Here is an 18,819-nt window from a genome sequence, read left to right on the forward strand (position 1 = left end):
CACCTCACTTCAATGCCCGGGAAGTACGCACACGCTGTCGAGGCCGAGCACATGGTTGAGCCGGCCGAAGGCCAGCCAGGAGCCGATGCTCATGGTCAGCTCCACGATCTCCAGCTGGCTGTAGTGCGCGGTCATCCGGTCCCAGAACTCCTCGTCGAGGCCGTGGTGATCGAGGGTGTACCGCTCGGCGTACTCGGCGGCCAGCCGGGTGCGGTCGTCGAAGGCCTCGGTGGTGCGCCATTCGGTGACCGCCTCGGAGAACTCCTCCTCGACCTTCTCCCCGTCCCGTTCGGTGCGCCAGTCGAGGCAGAAGACGCAGCCGTTGATCTGCGCGACCCGCAGCCGTGCGGCCTCGAACTCGCGCAGCCCCAAGGTGGTGTGGGCGTACACCGACAGCGAGAAGTTGGCGGCGGCCATCCCGATGCCGGGGACCATGTCTCCCCACACATACTCGATCGGGTGCTGGCCCTCAGGAATGTCGATCTTCATGGCTGCTTCCTTCCGAGTTTGCCGACTGCGGGACGCAGCGGGATGTCGAGTGCGTCGTAGATTCCGGGCTCCGCCTCCATGAGCCAGTCGATGGCGCTCACCAGCCGGCCGACCGCCGTGGCGTTCCCGCCCGCCGAGCGGTTCTCGCCCTCGTCGGTGGCCTCGACCGTGACCTCGATGCGCGGGCGGCCCTCGATGACCACCCGGTGCGCCCCCGCCCCGTCGGGCGGCGTGGGCCAGTCCGGTGCGCAGGACGGGTGGATACGGGTGACGTGTTCGATGACGATGCGGGGTTCGCCCTCGACGATGCCCTGCACCTCGAAACGGATCGCGCCCTGGGAGCCGGCCTCGAACTCGCCCATCGTCCGGGTGGTCACCGTGGTGTCGAGCGCGCGGCGGTCCACGGTCTCGCGGATCTCGTCGAGCTCGACGCCGAGGGCCCGGGCCATGAGCCGTATCTGCCCGCCCCACACCATGGTGGGGATCGAGGGCAGGAGCATCATCGGCTCGTAGTCCATGGGCTGGCCCATGCCGACCAGGTACCGGACCGAGTCGGGCTGGTCGTAGGTGGAGTAGTCGAAGATCTCCTGGCAGCGGATCGCGTCGACGGTGGTGCCGAGTCCGCTGATCAGCAGCGGCAGTACGTCGTTGCCCCAGCCCGGGTCCACACCGGAGGCGAAGAGCGAGCCGCCGCCCGCCGCGATCGCGGCCAGTACCGGATCGCGGAATTCCGGCGGGGCGTTGCGCTGGTCGTAGAGCGGGTAGAGGGCGGGGCTGACGACGACCGCGCCCGCCCGGATGGCCTTGGCGATGTCGGCGAGGGCGTCGTCGGGGCGGATGTCGCCGGATGCGGCGTACACCACGGCGTCGGGACCGGCGGCCAGCACGGCGTCGATGCCGTCGGTCGCCGCTACCCCCAACGCGTGGTCGAGCCCGGCGAGTTCGCCCGCGTCGCGGCCCACCTTGGCGGGGTTGTGTACGAGTACTGCCGTGAGTTCGAGTGCCGGGTGGGCCTCGACGGCGCGGATCGCCGCACGGCCGACGTTCCCGGTACCCCAGACCACCGTGGAAATCATGCGCGGAGGGTAGCCACAGCACCCAGAGGTGCCCAGTGCCGTGACCGATGAATTTCGGTCGGGCCGACGCCGCCGGGCCGCGGATTCCGGCCCGGCCCGGCGGCGCCCCACCACGTACGCTCCCCGTCATGAGGAACTCGACGGTGCGGGCGGTCAACAGGCTTACCAGCAGCTGGGCCGGCCGGGCGGTGACCGGCGCCGAAGGCACGGTCCTCACGGCGGCCGGGGTCTGGCCGCTGCTCGCCCTCCTGGCGGACGGCGCGGGCGGCCCGGCCCGGGCGGAGCTGGAGGAGGCCCTGTCCGTCGCGCCGAGGTCTCGTTCCTGCGGCCTTTCGGCTTCCTCTGCGTCCACCGGACATCGAGGCTGGTGCTCGCCGCGGGCTGGGTCGCCGACCCCCTCCCCCGTGCCGACGGGGACGAGGACCCGGATACCTTCTCCGAATGACTTCAAAGACGATCACCGCGGAAGCGTCCGGCACCTGGCGACTGGGTGACCTCACCGTCAACCGCCTCGGCTTCGGCGCGATGCGCCTGACGCACCTCGCCGACGGCTCACCCAGCGACCGCGAGCGCGTGACCGGGTTGCTGCGGCGGGCCGTTGAGCTGGGGGTCAACCACATCGACACCGCCTCCTTCTACTTCTCCCCGCTGCGCTCCGCCAACGAGCTGATCAATCGCGCCCTCGCCCCGTACGCCGACGAGCTCGTCATCACCACCAAGGTCGGGCCGGGCCGTGGCCCCGACGGGGACTGGTGGTGGGCCGAGCCCGGGCAGCTGCGCGGGCAGGTCGAGGAGAATCTGCGCCAGCTCGGCCGGGACCACCTGGACGTGGTCAACCTCCGCGTCAAGCGGCGGGAGACCACCGGGTCGATCGCTGAGCACTTCGGGGCGCTCGCCGAACTGCGTACCGCCGGGCTGATCCGGCACCTCGGCATCTCCAACGCCCGCCCCGACCACCTCGCCGAGGCCCAGGCAATCGCGCCCGTGGTGTGTGTGCAGAACCCGTACGGAATCGGCTCGCCGGCCGAGGACCACGCCTTCCTGGACGCGTGCGGCGAACAGGGCGTGGCCTTCGTGCCGTTCTACGCCATCGCCGGCGCCGGCAAGGAGGCCGGAGTGACCGAGGAGGACAGCGCGGAGGTCCGCGAGGTGGCCAAGGCCCACGGGGTGTCATCCGCCCAGCTGCGCCTGGCCTGGACGCTGAGCCGCGGCTCGCACGTGCTGGCCATCCCCGGCACCGGGAACCCGCACCACCTGGTCGAGAACATCGCCGTCGGGGCGCTGCGCCTTTCGCCGGAGGAGATCGCCCTGCTCGAAGCGGCGTAGGCCGGGGTGGCACGGGGCTGTTCGCTCCCGCGTGCCTCAGCTGGACGGCGGTCCGCCGCGTGCGGTGGCGCTCCGGTGGGCGGCGGCCAGGGCTTTTTGTGAGAGGGGGCCGACGGGGTCCCGCGCCGGGATGACGGCACGGGGCCCCGTAAAAGGTGGAGTCCGCCCGGGCTCGCCGGTTCAGCCGCGGGGCGCGGCACCCGCCAGGAAGCCGGACCGGCCGCCCGACCCGCCCGCCGACCCGCCCGAGCCGCCCGAGCCGCCCGAGCCGCCCGAGCCGCGTCGGCGACCCGCCGCCAGCCCGGCGAGCAGCACCAGCCCCACCCCCACGACCACCGCGGCGGCCAGCGCCCCGGCGGCGCCCAGTGTCACCCCGTCGGGCGAGGTCAGCGCCTGCCCGCGCAGCGCCTGCCAGGTGACCATACGTGGCACACCGGAATCGGCCCGAGGACCTGGTCGAGCGGGTGGTGGTGGGCACCGTACTGGGGGATGCGATGCTCGCCGGGCTCAGGCGGCTCGCCCAGGTGGACGCGTCCGCGCGGCACTATCCCGCGGAGGCGGCGGAATCTCCTTCCCGATAAGTGTTATCGGGGCACCCCTCGACGGTCTCCCAGTTATTGGGCATCATCGACCGCCGGTACGGACAGGGAACATCACATGAGTACACAGCACACGGCAGCGCTGGTGGCAGCGGCCCGCGCGGGCGATCCCCGCGCGCAGGACGCCCTGGTCAGCGCCTATCTGCCGCTCGTCTACAACATCGTCGGGCGGGCCCTGAACGGCTCGTGCGACGTGGACGACGTCGTGCAGGACACCATGCTGCGTGCGCTCGACGGGCTGGGCGGCCTGCGTGCGGACGAGAGCTTCCGCTCATGGCTGGTGGCCATCGCCATGAACCGGATACGGGCGCACTGGCAGGCCCGGCAGACCGGCCCCGGCCAGAGCGGCCTGGAGGAGGCCGGCGACCTCGCGGACCCGGGGGCCGACTTCGTCGACCTGACCGTCGCACGGCTCAGCCTGGCGGGGCAGCGGCGCGAGACGGCCCGCGCCACGCGCTGGCTGGAGCCGGACGACCGGGCGCTGCTGTCGCTGTGGTGGCTGGAGTGCGCCGGGGAACTGACCCGCGCCGAGATGGCCGCGGCGCTGGAGCTGTCGCCGCAGCACGCGGCGGTCCGGGTGCAGCGGATGAAGGCGCAGTTGGAGTCGGCCCGGGTGGTCGAGCGGGCGCTGGACGCGCAGCCGCCGTGCGAGGGGCTGCGGGCGTTGACGGCGGGCTGGGACGGGCTGCCGTCGGCGCTGTGGCGCAAGCGAATAGCCCGGCACGCGCGTGAGTGCCTGCGGTGCTCCGGGCTGTGGAGCGGGCTGGTTCCGGCGGAAGGGCTGCTGGCCGGGCTGGCCCTGGTGCCGGTCGGGGCGGCCCTGCTGGCAGGCATACGGTCCGCCGCGGCGGGCGGCGGTCTCGTCTCCGCCGGCGCGCAGCTGCACGCGGCGGGCGGCGGCGTCCCCGCCGGCGCGGAGCTGCACGAGGCGGCCACCCAGCTCACCCCGGTCGTGTCCGGGCCGGGCCGGGCGGCCAGGCGGCGCGCGGGCGATCAGGGCGCCGATCAGAAGGTCACCCTCGTCGGCGGCCGCGGCGCGCTCCGCAAGCGGCGCCAGAACCGCCGTCGGGTCATCGGCGGCGCGGTGCTCGCCGCCTGCGTCACGGGTGGCGGCCTGGTCTACCTCGGCACTCTGCCCGGCTCCGGTGACTCCCAGGCGGACGGCGGCGCGTCCGCCTCCCCGCTGGCCGCGCTCGCGGCGCCCGCCTCCGCGCTCCCCTCGGGCTCCCCCTCCCCCTCCGCGTCGCCGTCGGCCTCGGCCTCCCCCTCCCCGTCGGCCTCCCCCTCGCCGAGCCCGTCGAGCGCCAGCCCGACCCCGACCCGCTCGCGGACCCCCAGCAAGTCCCCGACGCCGCGGGCCTCCGCGCCGGCCCCGGCGCCCGCTCCGCAGGGTGACGCGGCCAAGGTGGTCGCCCTGGTCAACTCCGAGCGGGCAGCGGCCGGCTGCGGGCCGCTCAAGGAGGACTCGCAGCTCCGTACGGCCTCCCAGGGACACTCCGACGACATGGCGAAGCGGGACTTCTTCTCGCACACCAACCCCGACGGGGCCGATCCGGGCCAGCGGACGACCGCCGCCGGGTACCGCTGGTCGACGTACGGGGAGAACATCGCGAAGGGGCAGCAGAGCCCGGAGTCGGTCATGGACGCCTGGATGAAGAGCCCGGGGCACCGCGCGAACATACTCAACTGCTCGTTCAAGGAGATCGGCGTGGGTATCCACCAGGGCGCGGGCGGCCCGTGGTGGACGCAGAACTTCGGCGCCCGGATGTAGGCGCCGGGGTGTAGGCGCCCGGATGTGATGGCGGCCCGCTCGCACCGCGCCACGCCGCTCGTGGAGGCGGTGAATGTCTCAGAAACGGGGCAGGATGGAGACTGGAGCCGAACGGGCTGATCAGAGCGGGCGGAGCGAGACAGATGGCGAAGAAGGAGCTCCGTCCACATCAGCGCGAGGCCGTCGACGCCGTCGTACGGGCGCTGGAGCTGCCCGCTGGGGGCCGGGTGCCCCGGGCGGGGCTGCGGACGCAGGTCATCATGGCCACCGGCTCAGGGAAGTCCCTCGTCGCCGTCCGCTCGGCCGAGGAGTTGCGGGCCCGCCGGGTGCTGGTCCTGGTGCCCTCCCTGGACCTGCTCGTCCAGACCGTCGCGGCCTGGCGGGAGGGCGGCCGGACCGGGCGGGCGCTCGCCGTGTGCTCCCTGCGCGGCGCGGACGCGGGGGTTCCCACCACCACCGATCCGGCCGAGCTGACCCGCTGGGCCGGCCGGCCGGAGGACCGGGTGACCGTGTTCGCGACGTACGCCTCGCTGGGCCTGGGCACCATCGAGCGGGCGCACCTCGCCGGGCTGCCCGGCTGGGACCTGATCGTGGTCGACGAGGCGCACCGCACCTCGGGGCGGATCGGCAAACCCTGGGCCGTGGTGCACGACAACGCCCGGATCCCGGCCGTCCGGCGGCTGTACATGACGGCGACTCCCCGGGTGTGGCAGGACGGCGAGGAGGGCGAGGGCGCCGAGGAGGGCGGCCGCAAGGGGCGGGGCGAGCTCGTCGCGTCCATGGAGGACGATCCGGACGGCCCGTTCGGCGCGCGCTGCCACACCCTGTCCCTGTCCGAGGCCATCGACCGGGGGATCTGTGCGCCGTACCGGGTGGTCTGCGTGGACGTCACGGATCCGGAGTTCCAGGCGGCCGTCCTGCTGGGCCGCGAGGGGCGCTCCGACGCAGTACGCGGAAGCCGGCTCGCGGCGCTCCAGACGGCGCTGGTGAAGGCGGCCGCGGACCAGGGGTTCCGGCGGACGCTGGTCTTCCACCACCTGACCAAGGAGGCCGAGGCCTTCGCCGCCGGACTCCCGGCGGTGGCGGAACGACTGCGCACCGCGAGCCGGGACACGCGCCGCGACAAGAGCCGGGCCGCCGGCGGCGCCGCGAGCCGCGCGCCCCAGCATCCCCCGCAGCCGGCGTACCCACGCACCGTCTGGGCCGACTGGCTGTGCGGGCAGCACACGGCGGCGCACCGCCGTCGGGTGCTGGACGACTTCGCGGCCGACGGCATCGCCGAGAAGGCCTTCCTGGGCAGTGTCCGCGTCCTGGGCGAGGGCGTGGACACCAAGGAATGCGACTCCGTCTACTGGGCGGACGTACGGGGGTCCATGCCCGACCTGGTGCAGGCGGTGGGCCGCGCGCTCCGGATCCGTCCCGGGGAGGGGAAGGTGGCCTCGCTGGTGGTGCCGGTGCTGCTGGGGCCGGGTGAGACGCCGGAGTCGATGCTGACCTCGCGGGCGTACGGAAACCTCGCGCGGCTGCTGGAGGCGCTGCGCGCGCACGACACCCGGCTCGTCGAGGCCCTGGCGCAGCCGCAGACGCCGAGCCGCCCGGCGGCGGCCCCGGGGCCCTCCGGCGCCGCGGCCCTGCTGAGCTTCTCCACCCCGCGTGATCCGGCGCTGCTCGCGGCGTTCATCCGGCTCCGCGTGCTGAATCCGGAGCAGGAGCACTGGCGGCGCGGGGTCGAGGCCGCCCGGATCTACGCCGCCTCGGCGGGGGACCTGAAGGTGCCGTTCGCCTACAAGGTGCCTTCGGGCGGCGAGGAGTGGCCGCCCGGGCTGGCCGGGTTCCCGCTCGGCCAGTGGATCGCGGACGCCCGGCGCACGCACCGCCGGGGCGCCCTCGGCCGGGAGCGGGCTCCGGAGCTGGACGGACTCGGCATGGTGTGGAGCCACTTCGACGTGGCCTTCGAGGATGGGCTCGAGGCCGCCCGCGGCTGGGCGGCGGAGCACGGTCACCTGCTGCCCCCGGTGGACGCCACCTGGAACGGCGCGCCGGTCGGGGTCTGGGTCAAGAACAACCGGGCCGCGGCGCGGCGCGAGGGGCCGGGGGCGCTGCCGGAGGAGCGCCGGGAGGCCCTGGAGGAGATCGACGCCTCCTGGTGTCCGGCCTGGGCGATCTCCTGGCAGCGCGCCTTCCACCTGACCCGGGTACACCTGGACGCGGGCGGCCGGCTCCCCCTCGGCCCGGGCGAGGTCGTGGTCCAGGGCGAGGACCTGGGCCTGTGGGTCCGTACCCAGCGGCTGTCCTGGGAGCGGCTGTCCTGGTCCCAGCGCTGGCTGCTGGAGCACACCCTCGGAGTGACCCCGGCGACCGACGCGGAACGCCCGCCACCGCGCCGCAGCCATGCCACCGCGTGGGCGGAGCACCTCGAGGCGGCCCACCGGTTCCACGAGCGCGAGCGGCACCTGCGGGTTCCCCGAACCCACGTGGAGCGGGTCGGCGACCGGGAGTTCCGCCTGGGCTCGTGGATCGCCAACCAGCGCTCCCGCGCCGACGCCCTCACCCCGGAGCGCGTCGCGGCGCTGTCGGCCCTGGGCATGAGCTGGTCGGCGTCCGCCTGACCGGTCAGCGGTGGAAGCCTTACCGGTCAGTGGTGGAAGCCCGACCGGGGCTCGGCGGCGGGCACGGGCGGGGGCGTGACGGTGAGGTGCTGCACGGCCCGCCGGACGTCGGAGACCAGCAGGGCGATCTGATCGCGGGTCACGCCGTGCCGGACCAGGACGCGCTGGATGACCGTGTCCTCGCGGTCGGCCGGCAGCGGGTACGAGGGCACCTGCCAGCCGCGCATCCGCAGCCGGTCGGAGAGGTCGTAGAGGCTGAAGCCGGCCCCGGCCGGGTCGGTGAGGGTGTAGGAGACGGCGGGCAGCGCGCCCTGGCCGTCGTAGAGGAGGGTGAAGGGCCCCATCGCGGCGATCTCCCCGGCCAGGTACTGGGCGGTGTCGGCGCAGGCCTGCTGGACGCGCCGGTAGCCGCCGCGGCCCAGGCGCAGGAACAGGTAGTACTGGGCGATGATCTCGCCGCCGGGGCGGGAGAAGTTGAGGGCGAAGGTGGGCATGTCGCCGCCCAGGTAGTCCACGTTGAAGACGAGGTCGGCGGGCAGCAGTTCGGCGGTGCGCCACACGATCCAGCCGACGCCGAGCGGGGCGAGCCCGTACTTGTGCCCGGAGGTGTTGACGGAGGCGACGCGCGGCAGCCGGAAGTCCCACACCACATCGGGGTGGAGGAAGGGGGCGACGAACCCGCCGCTGGCCCCGTCCACGTGGATCGGGACGTCCCAGCCGTGTGCGGCCTGGATCCGGTCGAGTTCGGCGGAGATCCCGGCGACCGGCTCGTAGTCGCAGGTGTAGGTGACGCCGAGGATGGCGACGACGCCGATGGTGTTCTCGTCGACGTACGCGGCGAGCTGATGGGGCCGCAGGCCGGTGGCGCCGGGCTCCAGCGGGACCTGGCGCAGCTCGACGTCGAAGTAGCGGGCGAACTTGTCCCAGCAGATCTGCACCGGCCCGCACACCAGGTTGGGACGGTCGACGGGGAGGCCCTGGGCCCGGCGGCGCTCGCGCCAGCGCCATTTGAGGGCGAGGCCGCCGAGCATGGCGGCCTCGCTGGATCCGGTGGTGGAGCAGCCGGTGGCGGCGCCGCCGGCCGGGGCGTTCCACAGGTCGGCCAGGATGTTGACGCAGCGGGCCTCGATCTCGGCCGTCTGCGGGTACTCGTCCTTGTCGATCATGTTCTTGTCGAGGCACAGGTTCATCAGGCGGCGCACGCCGTCGTCGGACCAGGTGGTGCAGAAGGTGGCGAGGTTCTGGGCCGCGTTGCCGTCGAGGAGTAGTTCGTTGCTGAGCAGCTCGTAGACCACGCCGGAGGGCGAGTGGTCGTCGGGCATCCGGTACTTGGGGAGGACTTCGCCACTCAGGGCGGAGGCGAACACGTCCGTCTCGGCGTCGAGGGCACGGGCGTCCTTTGTCTCATGCAGGGCCATATCGGGAATATAGGTGACACAACGCCAGGAAACCGGCTTCAGGTTCCGGCCGACTCTCTGGTGTGACCCTCTCCATAGACACCCGGGACTGCCGCAGGATTTATCGTGAAGTAGGCTTATCTGCGCAGATCTTCCCGTTCGAGCCACTGGAGCTGGTCCGGACGGGAAGATCATCCAATTTGGTTCTACCGGCAACTTATCGGCAGATGTCCGGATAGAGAACAAGGGTCAGGTGCGCCCTGATACCTCTTCATGCCATGAACAAGATCACCCGCCGACAGGCCTTAGGCACCAGCGTCGGCGCCCTCAGCGCCATCGGCCTCATCGGCGCCGCCGCCCACGTCGCGAACGCCGCCACCCCTGCCGCCTCCATACCCGGCGGCACCGTCAACGAGGTCTACCAGGGCCGTCGCATCCAGATCACGCCCGCCACGGGCGGCGGCCACCACGGCGGCCACCACGGCGGCCACCACGGCGCCGGCCTGCCCACCGTCCTGATCGACGGCCGCGAGCTGCACGTGATGCGCAACGCCGACGGCACCTGGATCAGCGTGGTCAACCACTACGAGACCTTCGCCGATCCCGCCTCACTCGCCCGCGCCGCGGTCCGCGAGCTCCAGGGCGCCACCCTCGCCCCGTTCGCACCGATGTCGATGTCGATGCCGATGGGAGGCGCGGCATGACCGTCCGCAAGAACCAGGCCGCGCTCACCCCCGAGGAGAAGCGCGCCTTCACGAACGCTCTGCTCGAACTCAAGCGCACCGGCAGATACGACCGCTTCGTCACCACCCACAACGGCTTCATAATGAGCGACAACGACTCGGGCGACCGGGTCGGCCACCGCTCCCCCTCCTTCCTGCCCTGGCACCGCCGGTTTCTGCTGGAGTTCGAGGCAGAGCTGCAGAAGGTGGATGCGAAGGTTTCGCTTCCGTACTGGGACTGGACCGCGGACCGCACCGCCCGCTCCTCCCTCTGGGCCGCCGATTTCCTCGGCGGCACCGGCCGCGCCCGCGACGGGCAGGTCCTAGACGGACCGTTCGCGTACGCGGCAGGCAAGTGGGAGATAGCCGTCCGGGTGGACGGGCGCCCGTACCTGCGCCGCGCGCTGGGCACGGGTGTGGCCGAGCTGCCGACCAAGGCCGAGGTGGATGCCGTACTGGCCATGCCGGTCTACGACATGGCGCCCTGGAACAGCTCCTCGAACGGCTTCCGCAACCACCTGGAGGGCTGGCGCGGCGCCAACCTCCACAACCGGGTCCACGTGTGGGTCGGCGGCCAGATGGCCACCGGGGTCTCCCCCAACGACCCGGTGTTCTGGATGCACCACGCCTACATCGACAAGCTGTGGGCCGAGTGGCAGGCCCGGCACCCGCAGTCCACGTACCTGCCGGCGGCGGGCACCCCGAACGTGGTGGACCTGAAGGACACCATGCGGCCGTGGAACGACGTGACCCCGGCCGACATGCTGGACCACCGCAAGTTCTACACCTTCGACACCGAGCCGGTGCCGGCCGCCGCCAGCCAGCGGTAGTGCAGTTCGGGGCGGCCTACCTGGCCGTACCGGGGGGTGCGGTCCGCGCGACCGGTGTCCACCAGGTGCTCCAGGTACCGGCGGGCGGTGATCCGGGAGATCCCGGCCGCCTCGGCCGCCCCGGCCGCGGTCAGCCCCTGAGCGGCCGAGCGCAGCAGCGCGGCGACCCGGTCCAGGGTCGGCGCGCTGAGGCCTTTGGGGAGTTCGGCGGGGCGGGGCGCACGCAGGGCGGCCAAGGCGCGGTCCACGTCGTCCTGCCCGGCCGCCTCTCCCGCCGTCGCGCGGAACTCGGCGTACCGCAGCAGCCGTTCGCGCAGGGTGGGGAAGGCGAACGGCTTCAGTACGTACTGCACCACGCCCAGCGAGACGCTCTCGCGGACCACGGCCAGGTCACGCGCCGAGGTCACCACGATCACGTCGACGGGGTGTCCGGCGGCCCGTAGCCCGCGCGCGAAGCGCAGCCCGTGCCCGTCGGGCAGGGTGAGGTCGAGCAGCAGCAGGTCGACCCGGGTCCGCTCCAGGACCCGGGTGGCCTCCGCGAGGGAGTGGACGGCGCCGACGGCCGTGAATCCGGGCACCCGGCCGACGTAGAGGGCGTGCGCGTCGGCGGCGACGGGGTCGTCCTCCACGACGAGGACCCGCACCTCGGGCGTGCTCATGCGTGTGCCTCCCTCGACGCCGGCAGCCGTACGGTGAACTCGGCTCCCCCGCCCGGCACTTCGGCGGCGTCCGCGCTGCCCCCGTGCCGCTGGGCGACCTGGCGCACCAGCGCGAGGCCGAGCCCGCGCCCCTCGCCCTTGCCGGACCAGCCGCGCCGGAAGACATCCGCCCCCTCGGGCAGCCCCGGCCCGTTGTCGGCGACGCGGATCAGCATCCCGTCGCCCTCGGGGCGCACGGTGACGGCGATCTTGGCCCCGGGGATCCCGGTGAGCGCGTCGACGGCGTTATCGACGAGGTTGCCGAGCACCGTGACCAGATCCCGGGCCGGCGGAGTCCCGGTCCGCGCGTCGACGGCGCTGCTGTCGGGGGTGACGACCAGCTCCACGCCCCGCTCGTGCGCCTGGGCGGCCTTCCCCAGCAGCAGCGCCACCAGCACGGGCTCGCCGACGGCGGTGACCACCTCGTCGGTGAGCGCCTGGGCCAGCTCCAGCTCGGCGGTGGCGAACTCCACCGCCTCCTGGGCGCGGCCGAGCTCGATCAGGGAGACCACGGTGTGCAGCCGGTTGGCCGCCTCGTGGGCCTGCGAGCGCAGAGCTTGGGTGAATCCGCGCTCGTGGTCCAACTCGCCGGTCAGCGACTGGAGTTCGGTGTGGTCGCGCAGGGTCACCACGGTGCCGCGGCGGCCGCCGCCCGCGACGGGTGAGCTGTTGACCACCAGCACCCGGTCGGCGGTCAGGTGCACCTCGTCCACCCGGGGCCGGTCGGCGAGCAGGGCGCCGGTGAGCGGCGCGGGCAGCCCCAAGTCGGCGGCTCCGCGGCCCTTGACCTCCTCGCCCAGGCCCAGGAGTTCGCGCCCGGCGTCGTTGATCAGCGTGATCCGGCGCTGGCCGTCGAGCATCAGCAGCCCTTCGCGGACCCCGTGCAGGGCCGCCTGGTGGTAGTCGTACATCCGGCTGAGTTCGGTGGCGTTCATGCCGTGGGTGTGGCGGCGCAGCCGGGCGTTGACGATGTACGTGCCCACTCCGCCGAGTACGAGGGCGCCCGCCGCGACCCAGGCGAGGGCGGAAAGCTGTTCGGCCAGCCGGGCGCTGATCGCGCGGACGGTGATGCCGGCACTGACCATCCCGATGACCCGGCCGTTGTCCATCAGCGGTGTGACCACGCGAATGGAGGGGCCGAGGGTGCCGGTGTAGGTCTCGCTGAAGGTCTCGCCGCGCAGGGCGGGGGCGGTGTTGCCCATGAAGGGCTCGCCGATGCGGCGCGGGTCGGGATGGGTCCAGCGCCGCCCGTCCGGGGCCATGATCGTCACGAAGTTCACGCCCGAGTCGACGCGCACGCGCTCCGCGTAGGGCTGGAGGGCGGCCGAGGGGCCGACTGCGGGACCGACTGACGGGCCCACTGAGGGGCCGGCTCCGGGACCGGTCCCGCGCGCGGATGCCCGTACCGCCTCCCGCACGGACGGCGAGTCCGCGACCGCGCGGGCGACGGCCCCGGCCTGCCGCCGGGCGGCGTCCTCGGCCTGGCCGCGGGCGGTCACGTACGCGAAGACCGCGCAGCCGGCCACGACGACGGCGACCAGCACGACCTGCATGGCGAACAGCTGGCCGGCGAGACTGCGCGGCGGCCGGGGCAAACGGAGCATGGCGTTCAGTGTGCACCCGGCCGTGAACTCAATGAACGCAAGGGTGACCGGGGTCACAGCCGCGGGTGATGGTCTCCCGGAACGTATTCACCACCAGGAGGCGACGTGGCCGCCAAGCGCGACAAGACCCACTATCTCTACATCGCGGTCATCGCCGCGGTGCTCCTCGGCATCGCCGTCGGCTTCGCCGCACCCGGCGTGGCCGTGGAGCTCAAGCCGCTGGGCACCGGCTTCGTGAACCTCATCAAAATGATGATCTCGCCCGTGATCTTCTGCACGATCGTGCTGGGCATCGGGTCCGTCCGGAAGGCCGCCAAGGTGGGCGCCGTGGGCGGACTCGCCCTCGGCTACTTCATGGTCATGTCCACGGTGGCACTCGCGATCGGTCTGCTGGTCGGGAACCTGCTGGACCCGGGCAGCGGGCTGCACCTGACCGAGGCCGCGCGCCACGCGGGCGAGGCACAGGCGAAGGCGGGCGGGGCGCAGAGCACGCCGGACTTCCTGCTGGGGATCATCCCGACCACGCTGGTCTCGGCCTTCACCGGCGGCCAGGTGCTCCAGACGCTGCTGGTGGCCCTGCTGTGCGGGTTCGCCCTGCAGGCCATGGGCACGGCGGGCGAGCCGCTGCTGCGCGGAATAGGGCATGTGCAGAAGCTGGTGTTCCGGGTCCTCGCGATGATCATGTGGGCGGCCCCGGTGGGCGCGTTCGGCGCGATCGCGGCGGTGGTCGGTGCGACCGGGATCGACGCGCTGAAGTCCCTCGCCGTCATCATGATCGGCTTCTACACGACCTGCCTGCTCTTCGTGTTCGTGGTGCTGGGCACCCTGCTCCGGGTGTGTACGGGAGTCAGCGTGTTCGCCCTGCTGCGCTACCTGGGCCGGGAGCTCCTGCTGATCCTGTCCACCTCCTCCTCGGAGTCGGCGCTGCCGCGGCTGATCGCGAAGATGGAGCACCTGGGGGTCTCCAAGCCGGTGGTCGGCATCACGGTGCCGACGGGCTACTCGTTCAACCTGGACGGGACCGCGATCTACCTGACGATGTCCTCGCTGTTCGTCGCGGAGGCGATGGACAAGCCGCTCGCCCTGGGCGAGCAGATCTCGCTGCTGCTGTTCATGATCGTGGCCTCCAAGGGCGCGGCCGGGGTGACCGGCGCGGGACTGGCCACCCTCGCCGGCGGTCTCCAGACGCACCGGCCGGAACTGGTGGACGGGGTCGGCCTGATCGTGGGCATCGACCGGTTCATGAGCGAGGCCCGGGCGCTGACGAACTTCGCGGGCAACGCGGTCGCGACGGTCCTCATCGGGACGTGGACGAAGGAGTTCGACCGCCAGCGGGCCGCCGAGGTCTTCGCGGGCCGGCTGCCGTTCGACGAGACCACTCTGGTCGACGACGCGCACGGGGCGCGACCGGAGTCCGGCGAGGCGCCGCCCGCCGTACCCGGCCAGTCGGCCGACGCCAAGGACGGCGTACCGGCGTAACCGGTACGCCCGCAGTGGCCGACCGGGCAGGGCTCGCCCCCACGGTGCCCAGCCCGGTCGGCCTCGACCGCGCGTCCGGCCATCAGACCATCAAGCCCTCCGGCCCTCCGGCCGGCCGTCAGGGTCGAACGGCGATCCGGATAGTCGATTTTCAGCCACCGCTCCGAGAACAGTCCTGCTGTAAAAGGTACTTCCATACCGGGGCACGGGTCTGACATCTTGCGTCCACCACTCGTTTCGTACGGCCCGGTAGGTGCCACCCGCACCGCCGGGCCGTCTTCGGAGGACGCATTGATACCCCACATATCCAGCCGACCTCGACGCACCCTCGTGCTGGCCGCCGCTGTCGGCGCCGCACTGACCTTCGGGGCCCCCGCCGCGCTCGCCGGCACGGCCCCCGTCGCGCCTTCCGCGCCGTCCGTCCAGTCCGCCCCCGCCAAGGCCAAGGCCGCGGCGCCGACTTCCCAGAGTGCGACCTGGGTCGCCGGCACCCGCGCCTACCTGGTGATCACCGCTCCCGGTGACAGCTCGGCGGTCCGTTCGGCCATCACCGCCAACGGCGGCACGGTCTTCTCGAACTACGACTCCATCGGCGTGATCGTGGCCCACTCCGCCTCCGGCAGCTTCGCCACCACCATGCGCGGTGTCAGCGGAGTCCAGCAGGTCGGCGCCACCCGCACCTCGGACGTCCCCGCCGATGCCTACAACCCGGCGCTGCCCGCCAACCCGACGCAGGCGACGACCCCGACGGGCGAGCCCGTCCGTGCCGACATGAGCCAGATCAAGGCCGACCAGGCCTGGGCCGTCACCACCGGCTCCTCCTCGGTCAAGGTCGGCATCCTGGACACCGGCATGGACGACCAGCACCAGGACCTGGCGCCGAACTTCAACGCCGCCGACTCCGTCTCCTGCGCCTACGGCAAGGCGGACACCCGTACCGGCGCGTGGCGGGACGTGGACAGCCACGGCACCCACGTCGCGGGCACCATCGCCGCCGCCAAGAACGGCAAGGGCGTCATCGGTGTGGCCCCGAGCGTGAAGATCTCCGCGGTCCGCGTCGCCGAGCCGGGCAACTCGTTCTTCTTCGCGGAGAACACCATCTGCGGCTTCGTGTGGGCCGGTGACCACGGCTTCAAGGTCACCAACAACAGCTACTACACGGACCCGTGGCAGTTCAACTGCCCGGACAACGTCGACCAGGCCGCCATCATCGAGGGCGTCAAGCGCGCCCAGGCGTACGCGGAGAGCAAGGGTTCGCTCCAGGTCGCCGCGGCGGGCAACGAGAACTACGACCTCGCCCACAAGACGACCGACAGCGCGAGCCCGAACGACTCGACGCCGACCACCCGCACCATCACCAACGCCTGCCTCGACATCCCGACCGAGCTCCCGGGCGTGGTCACGGTCGCGGCGAACGGCACCGGCACCACGAAGGCCTCGTTCTCCAACTTCGGCCAGGGCGTCATCGACGTGGCCGCGCCGGGCAGCGACGTCTACTCCACCGTGCCGGGCGGCAAGTACGGCAGCAAGAGCGGTACGTCGATGGCCACCCCGCACGTGGTGGGCGTCGCGGCGCTGCTCGCCAGCACCAACCCCGGCATCACCCCGGCGCAGCTCCGCGACAAGCTGGCCACCCAGGCCAACGACATCGCCTGCCCGTCGGACAGCCGCTGCACCGGGACCACGGCCAACAACGCGTTCTTCGGTGAGGGCCAGGTCGACGCACTGAAGGCGGTCGGGTCCACCCCGCCCGCCGGCAAGTACTTCGAGAACCTCGGCGACTTCGCGATCAACGACAACGCCACCGTGGAGAGCCCGATCACCGTCAGCGGAGTGACCGGCAACGCGCCGGCCACCCTCAAGGTGGGCGTGGACATCAAGCACACCTACATCGGTGACCTGAAGGTCGACCTGGTGGCCCCCGACGGCACGGTGTACACCGTGCACAACCGGGCCGGCGGCAGCACGGACAACATCATCCAGACCTTCACCGTGGACGCCTCCTCGGAGGTCGCCAACGGTGTCTGGAAGCTCCGCGTGAACGACAACGCCAGTGCGGACACCGGCAAGATCGACGCCTGGAACCTGACCTTCTAGTCAGCCGCCATCAGCGCCGCAAGGGCCATCGGGGAGCAGTGCAACTGCTCCCCGATGGCCTCCGTCGTCTTCACGTACTCGCGACCGTCTTCACGTACTCGCGACGCGAGCGGAGCGCCGCGCGTCCGCGCGTCTACCTGGTCCGCAGCACGCAGTCCCCGCAGAGGCCGCCGCCGGGCACCTTGTAGTACAGACAGCAGCTGCGCCGTACGAAGGCCACCCCGAGCCCCTCTTCGTGGATGAAGGTCCCGGTCCCGCCGAGGGGTCCGCCGTCTGCCAGCAGGCCCGCGGCGAGGGACACGGCGACCTCCGCCGGAACCCGGTCGATCAGCACCCGCAGCGCCCCGGCCAGCCCGGACGCGGTGTTCCCGCGCAGTACCTTCGGCGAGACCCCGAACCGGGCCCGCAGCCCCGCGTCCAGGACCCCGAGGTTCCGCAGCACGTTCTCCCCGAGGGCGCCGGCGGGCAGCGCCTCCGGCTCGGGCAGCCACAGCTCCAGCGACCCCGCCTCGGGCAGCCGCCACCACACCCGGTCGACGCCGAGGTCCGGGACCCGCCCGGCCAGCGCGGCGCAGCCCAGCCCGAGCGACCACAGCCGCGAGGCGATCCCCAACTGCGCGGTGGACGCCGCCACCCTGCCCGGCCCGCTCCCGATCCGCCGCCCCACCTCGGTGACGTAGGGCCCGAGGTGCTCCCCGTACAGCTCGCCGAGCGGCAGGAAGTCCGGCCCGGGCGGCTCCTTCCCGTACGGCACGGTGAAGAACGGCCCGATGGCGGCGAGTCGGCGCAGTACGTCATCGATGTCCATGCCCCGGATGATCTCAGGCCCCGGCCGCCGCCCCGCCTCAAGACCGTACGACGGCCCCCGCAGGCTCGCTTCGCCGGTGAACAGCCCCGGCCCGGCGTACCGCCGGGCCCATCGCGTACGAGGCGCCCAGCAGCAGGCCGCCGAGGAGCAGCCAGCCTGGGAGCCCCCACACCAGGAGCAGCGAGGTCAGCAGCAGCGGCCCCAGGGTCCGGGCGACGGGTACGCCGGTGCCGAAGAAGCCCTGGTACTGGCCGATCCGGTCGGCGGGAGCCAGCGCGAAGCCGATCTGCCAGGACCCCGCCGACTGCCGCATCTCGGCATCCACCTGGAGCAGCGCGCCCGCCACGAGCAGCGATCCCGCGGCCCACCCGGCGGCGGGCAGCGCGGAGGCGGCGAACACCGCGCAGGAGGCGGCCATGACCAGCCCCGACAGCCGCACCGCGCGCCGGGCGCTGTCCAGGTCGGTCACCGGCCGGGCCATCCGCACCTGGAACAGCATCACGACGAGGGTGTTGAGCACGAACAGCGCCGACACCAGCCAGCCCGGGGCGCTGGTGCGCTCCACGATCCACAGCGGAATCGCGAGGCTCAGCAGCGGCATCCGCAGCAACAGGACCGCGTTCAGCAGGGTGACCAGCGCGTACGGCCGGTCCCGGAGCACCGCCAGCCGGGGCTCCCCCGCCGCCCGCTCCGCCGCCGGCGCCACGGCGGGCAGCCGCAGCAGTACGGCGGCGCAGATCAGGAAGCTCACCGCGTCGAGTCCGAACACCGCGAGGTAGGCCCGCTCGGTGCCGGCGCCGAGCGCGAGCCCGCCGAGCCCCGCCCCCAGCGCCAGCCCCGCGTTGAGAACGGCCTGGAGGTGTGCCAGAACCCCGGTGCGCTCGTCCGGGGTCACGAGAGCGGCGAGCAGCGCCTGCCGGGCGGCCGCGAGCCCGCACTGGGCGGTGGCGTAGACGACGACGGCTGCCAGGAAGCCCCAGAAGGACCGGATGAAGAGGAAGGAACCCACCGAGCCGGCGGTGGCCAGGGCCAGCAGCACGGAGGCGCCGCGCGGCCCGCGCCGGTCGGCGAGCGCCCCCAGCGGTACGCCCGCGACCGAGCCGACCGCCCACGCGACGGTCAGGCCGAGGCCGATCTGGGCGGGCGAGAGACCGACCACCCGGGTGAAGTAGAGCGCCGAACACACGTAGTAGGCGCCGTCGCCGACGGAATTGCTCAACTGGGCGGCGGCCAGTCGGCGCGGCGCTCCGGGCGGGGGCAGGATCCGTATCGTCACCGGACCATTGGACCAGCGCGGTGGCCCGCTGGACCGGG

At 72.8% G+C, this 18,819-nt stretch carries 16 protein-coding genes and 1 pseudogene; 9 read left to right on the plus strand and 8 right to left on the minus strand.

What is annotated here, in order from left to right; all coding sequences use genetic code 11:
- Positions 1 to 9: 9 nt before the first annotated feature.
- Both J7I97_RS22230 and J7I97_RS22235 read right to left on the minus strand, forming a co-directional pair.
- Positions 10 to 489: a carboxymuconolactone decarboxylase family protein gene (locus J7I97_RS22230; protein WP_214937600.1), complete on the minus strand. Its 480-nt coding sequence runs from the start codon at positions 487 to 489 to the stop codon at positions 10 to 12.
- Positions 486 to 1,565, minus strand: a complete 1,080-nt coding sequence (locus J7I97_RS22235) for a dihydrodipicolinate reductase (protein ID WP_214937602.1) — start codon at positions 1,563 to 1,565, stop codon at positions 486 to 488. Before J7I97_RS22235 ends, J7I97_RS22230 begins: the two co-directional genes overlap by 4 nt.
- A 128-nt stretch (positions 1,566 to 1,693) precedes the next feature.
- Between J7I97_RS22235 and J7I97_RS38770 the strand changes: the two are divergent.
- Positions 1,694 to 1,870 (plus strand): annotated as a pseudogene (locus tag J7I97_RS38770) (proteinase inhibitor I4 serpin); the annotation flags it as partial.
- A 136-nt stretch (positions 1,871 to 2,006) separates the two neighbouring features.
- Positions 2,007 to 2,891: an aldo/keto reductase gene (locus J7I97_RS22240; RefSeq protein WP_214937604.1), complete on the plus strand. Its 885-nt coding sequence runs from the start codon at positions 2,007 to 2,009 to the stop codon at positions 2,889 to 2,891.
- A gap of 180 nt (positions 2,892 to 3,071) precedes the next feature.
- On the opposite strand, the gene J7I97_RS22245 is transcribed toward J7I97_RS22240, so the two are convergent.
- A complete protein-coding gene (locus tag J7I97_RS22245) occupies positions 3,072 to 3,314 on the minus strand; it encodes a hypothetical protein (RefSeq protein ID WP_214937854.1) in 243 nt (80 codons plus the stop codon).
- Between the two features lie 2 nt (positions 3,315 to 3,316).
- On the opposite strand from J7I97_RS22245, the gene J7I97_RS22250 reads away from it, so the two are divergent.
- The 3 genes from J7I97_RS22250 (at position 3,317) to J7I97_RS22260 (ending at position 7,870) form a co-directional block, all read left to right on the plus strand.
- Entirely contained in the window at positions 3,317 to 3,472 is a 156-nt protein-coding gene (locus J7I97_RS22250) for a hypothetical protein (RefSeq protein WP_374103773.1), read from the plus strand.
- Between the two features lie 76 nt (positions 3,473 to 3,548).
- On the plus strand, positions 3,549 to 5,261 hold the full coding sequence (locus J7I97_RS22255) for a sigma-70 family RNA polymerase sigma factor (protein ID WP_214937606.1): 1,713 nt from the start codon (positions 3,549 to 3,551) through the stop codon (positions 5,259 to 5,261).
- 143 nt (positions 5,262 to 5,404) lie between these two features.
- A complete protein-coding gene (locus J7I97_RS22260) occupies positions 5,405 to 7,870 on the plus strand; it encodes a DEAD/DEAH box helicase (protein ID WP_214937608.1) in 2,466 nt (821 codons plus the stop codon).
- A 26-nt stretch (positions 7,871 to 7,896) separates the two neighbouring features.
- Here J7I97_RS22260 and J7I97_RS22265 read toward each other — a convergent pair whose 3' ends face one another.
- Complete coding sequence (locus J7I97_RS22265; RefSeq protein WP_214937610.1) at positions 7,897 to 9,288, minus strand: glutamate decarboxylase; 1,392 nt, start codon at positions 9,286 to 9,288, stop codon at positions 7,897 to 7,899.
- A gap of 257 nt (positions 9,289 to 9,545) precedes the next feature.
- Between J7I97_RS22265 and J7I97_RS22270 the strand changes: the two genes are divergently transcribed.
- Positions 9,546 to 9,971, plus strand: a complete 426-nt coding sequence (locus tag J7I97_RS22270; RefSeq protein ID WP_214937612.1) for a tyrosinase family oxidase copper chaperone — start codon at positions 9,546 to 9,548, stop codon at positions 9,969 to 9,971.
- Complete coding sequence (locus J7I97_RS22275) at positions 9,968 to 10,819, plus strand: tyrosinase family protein (protein ID WP_214937614.1); 852 nt, start codon at positions 9,968 to 9,970, stop codon at positions 10,817 to 10,819. The genes J7I97_RS22270 and J7I97_RS22275 overlap by 4 nt, the downstream gene beginning before the upstream one ends.
- Here the strand turns inward: J7I97_RS22275 and J7I97_RS22280 are convergent.
- Both J7I97_RS22280 and J7I97_RS22285 read right to left on the minus strand, forming a co-directional pair.
- Entirely contained in the window at positions 10,771 to 11,478 is a 708-nt protein-coding gene (locus tag J7I97_RS22280; RefSeq protein ID WP_214937616.1) for a response regulator, read from the minus strand. The two genes, J7I97_RS22275 and J7I97_RS22280, sit on opposite strands and share 49 nt — an antisense overlap.
- The gene (locus tag J7I97_RS22285) at positions 11,475 to 13,121 is read right to left on the minus strand and encodes a sensor histidine kinase (protein WP_214937618.1); all 1,647 of its coding nucleotides are present in this window, start codon (positions 13,119 to 13,121) and stop codon (positions 11,475 to 11,477) included. Before J7I97_RS22285 ends, J7I97_RS22280 begins: the two co-directional genes overlap by 4 nt.
- 105 nt (positions 13,122 to 13,226) lie before the next feature.
- Here J7I97_RS22285 and J7I97_RS22290 point away from each other — a divergent pair, with 105 nt between their 5' ends.
- Positions 13,227 to 14,600 (plus strand): cation:dicarboxylate symporter family transporter, encoded by a 1,374-nt coding sequence (locus tag J7I97_RS22290; RefSeq protein ID WP_214937621.1) that lies wholly within the window; start codon positions 13,227 to 13,229, stop codon positions 14,598 to 14,600.
- 330 nt (positions 14,601 to 14,930) lie between these two features.
- Entirely contained in the window at positions 14,931 to 16,697 is a 1,767-nt protein-coding gene (locus tag J7I97_RS22295) for a S8 family serine peptidase (protein ID WP_214937816.1), read from the plus strand.
- A 133-nt stretch (positions 16,698 to 16,830) separates the two neighbouring features.
- Here the strand turns inward: J7I97_RS22295 and J7I97_RS22300 are convergent, their stop codons facing one another.
- Both J7I97_RS22300 and J7I97_RS22305 read right to left on the minus strand, forming a co-directional pair.
- Complete coding sequence (locus J7I97_RS22300; RefSeq protein ID WP_214937623.1) at positions 16,831 to 17,505, minus strand: (2Fe-2S)-binding protein; 675 nt, start codon at positions 17,503 to 17,505, stop codon at positions 16,831 to 16,833.
- 37 nt (positions 17,506 to 17,542) lie between these two features.
- The gene (locus J7I97_RS22305; RefSeq protein WP_214937624.1) at positions 17,543 to 18,781 is read right to left on the minus strand and encodes an MFS transporter; all 1,239 of its coding nucleotides are present in this window, start codon (positions 18,779 to 18,781) and stop codon (positions 17,543 to 17,545) included.
- Positions 18,782 to 18,819 lie beyond the last annotated feature (38 nt).

The sequence above is a fragment of the Streptomyces sp. ISL-87 genome (assembly GCF_018614095.1).
In the GTDB taxonomy this organism is placed as follows: domain Bacteria; phylum Actinomycetota; class Actinomycetes; order Streptomycetales; family Streptomycetaceae; genus Streptomyces.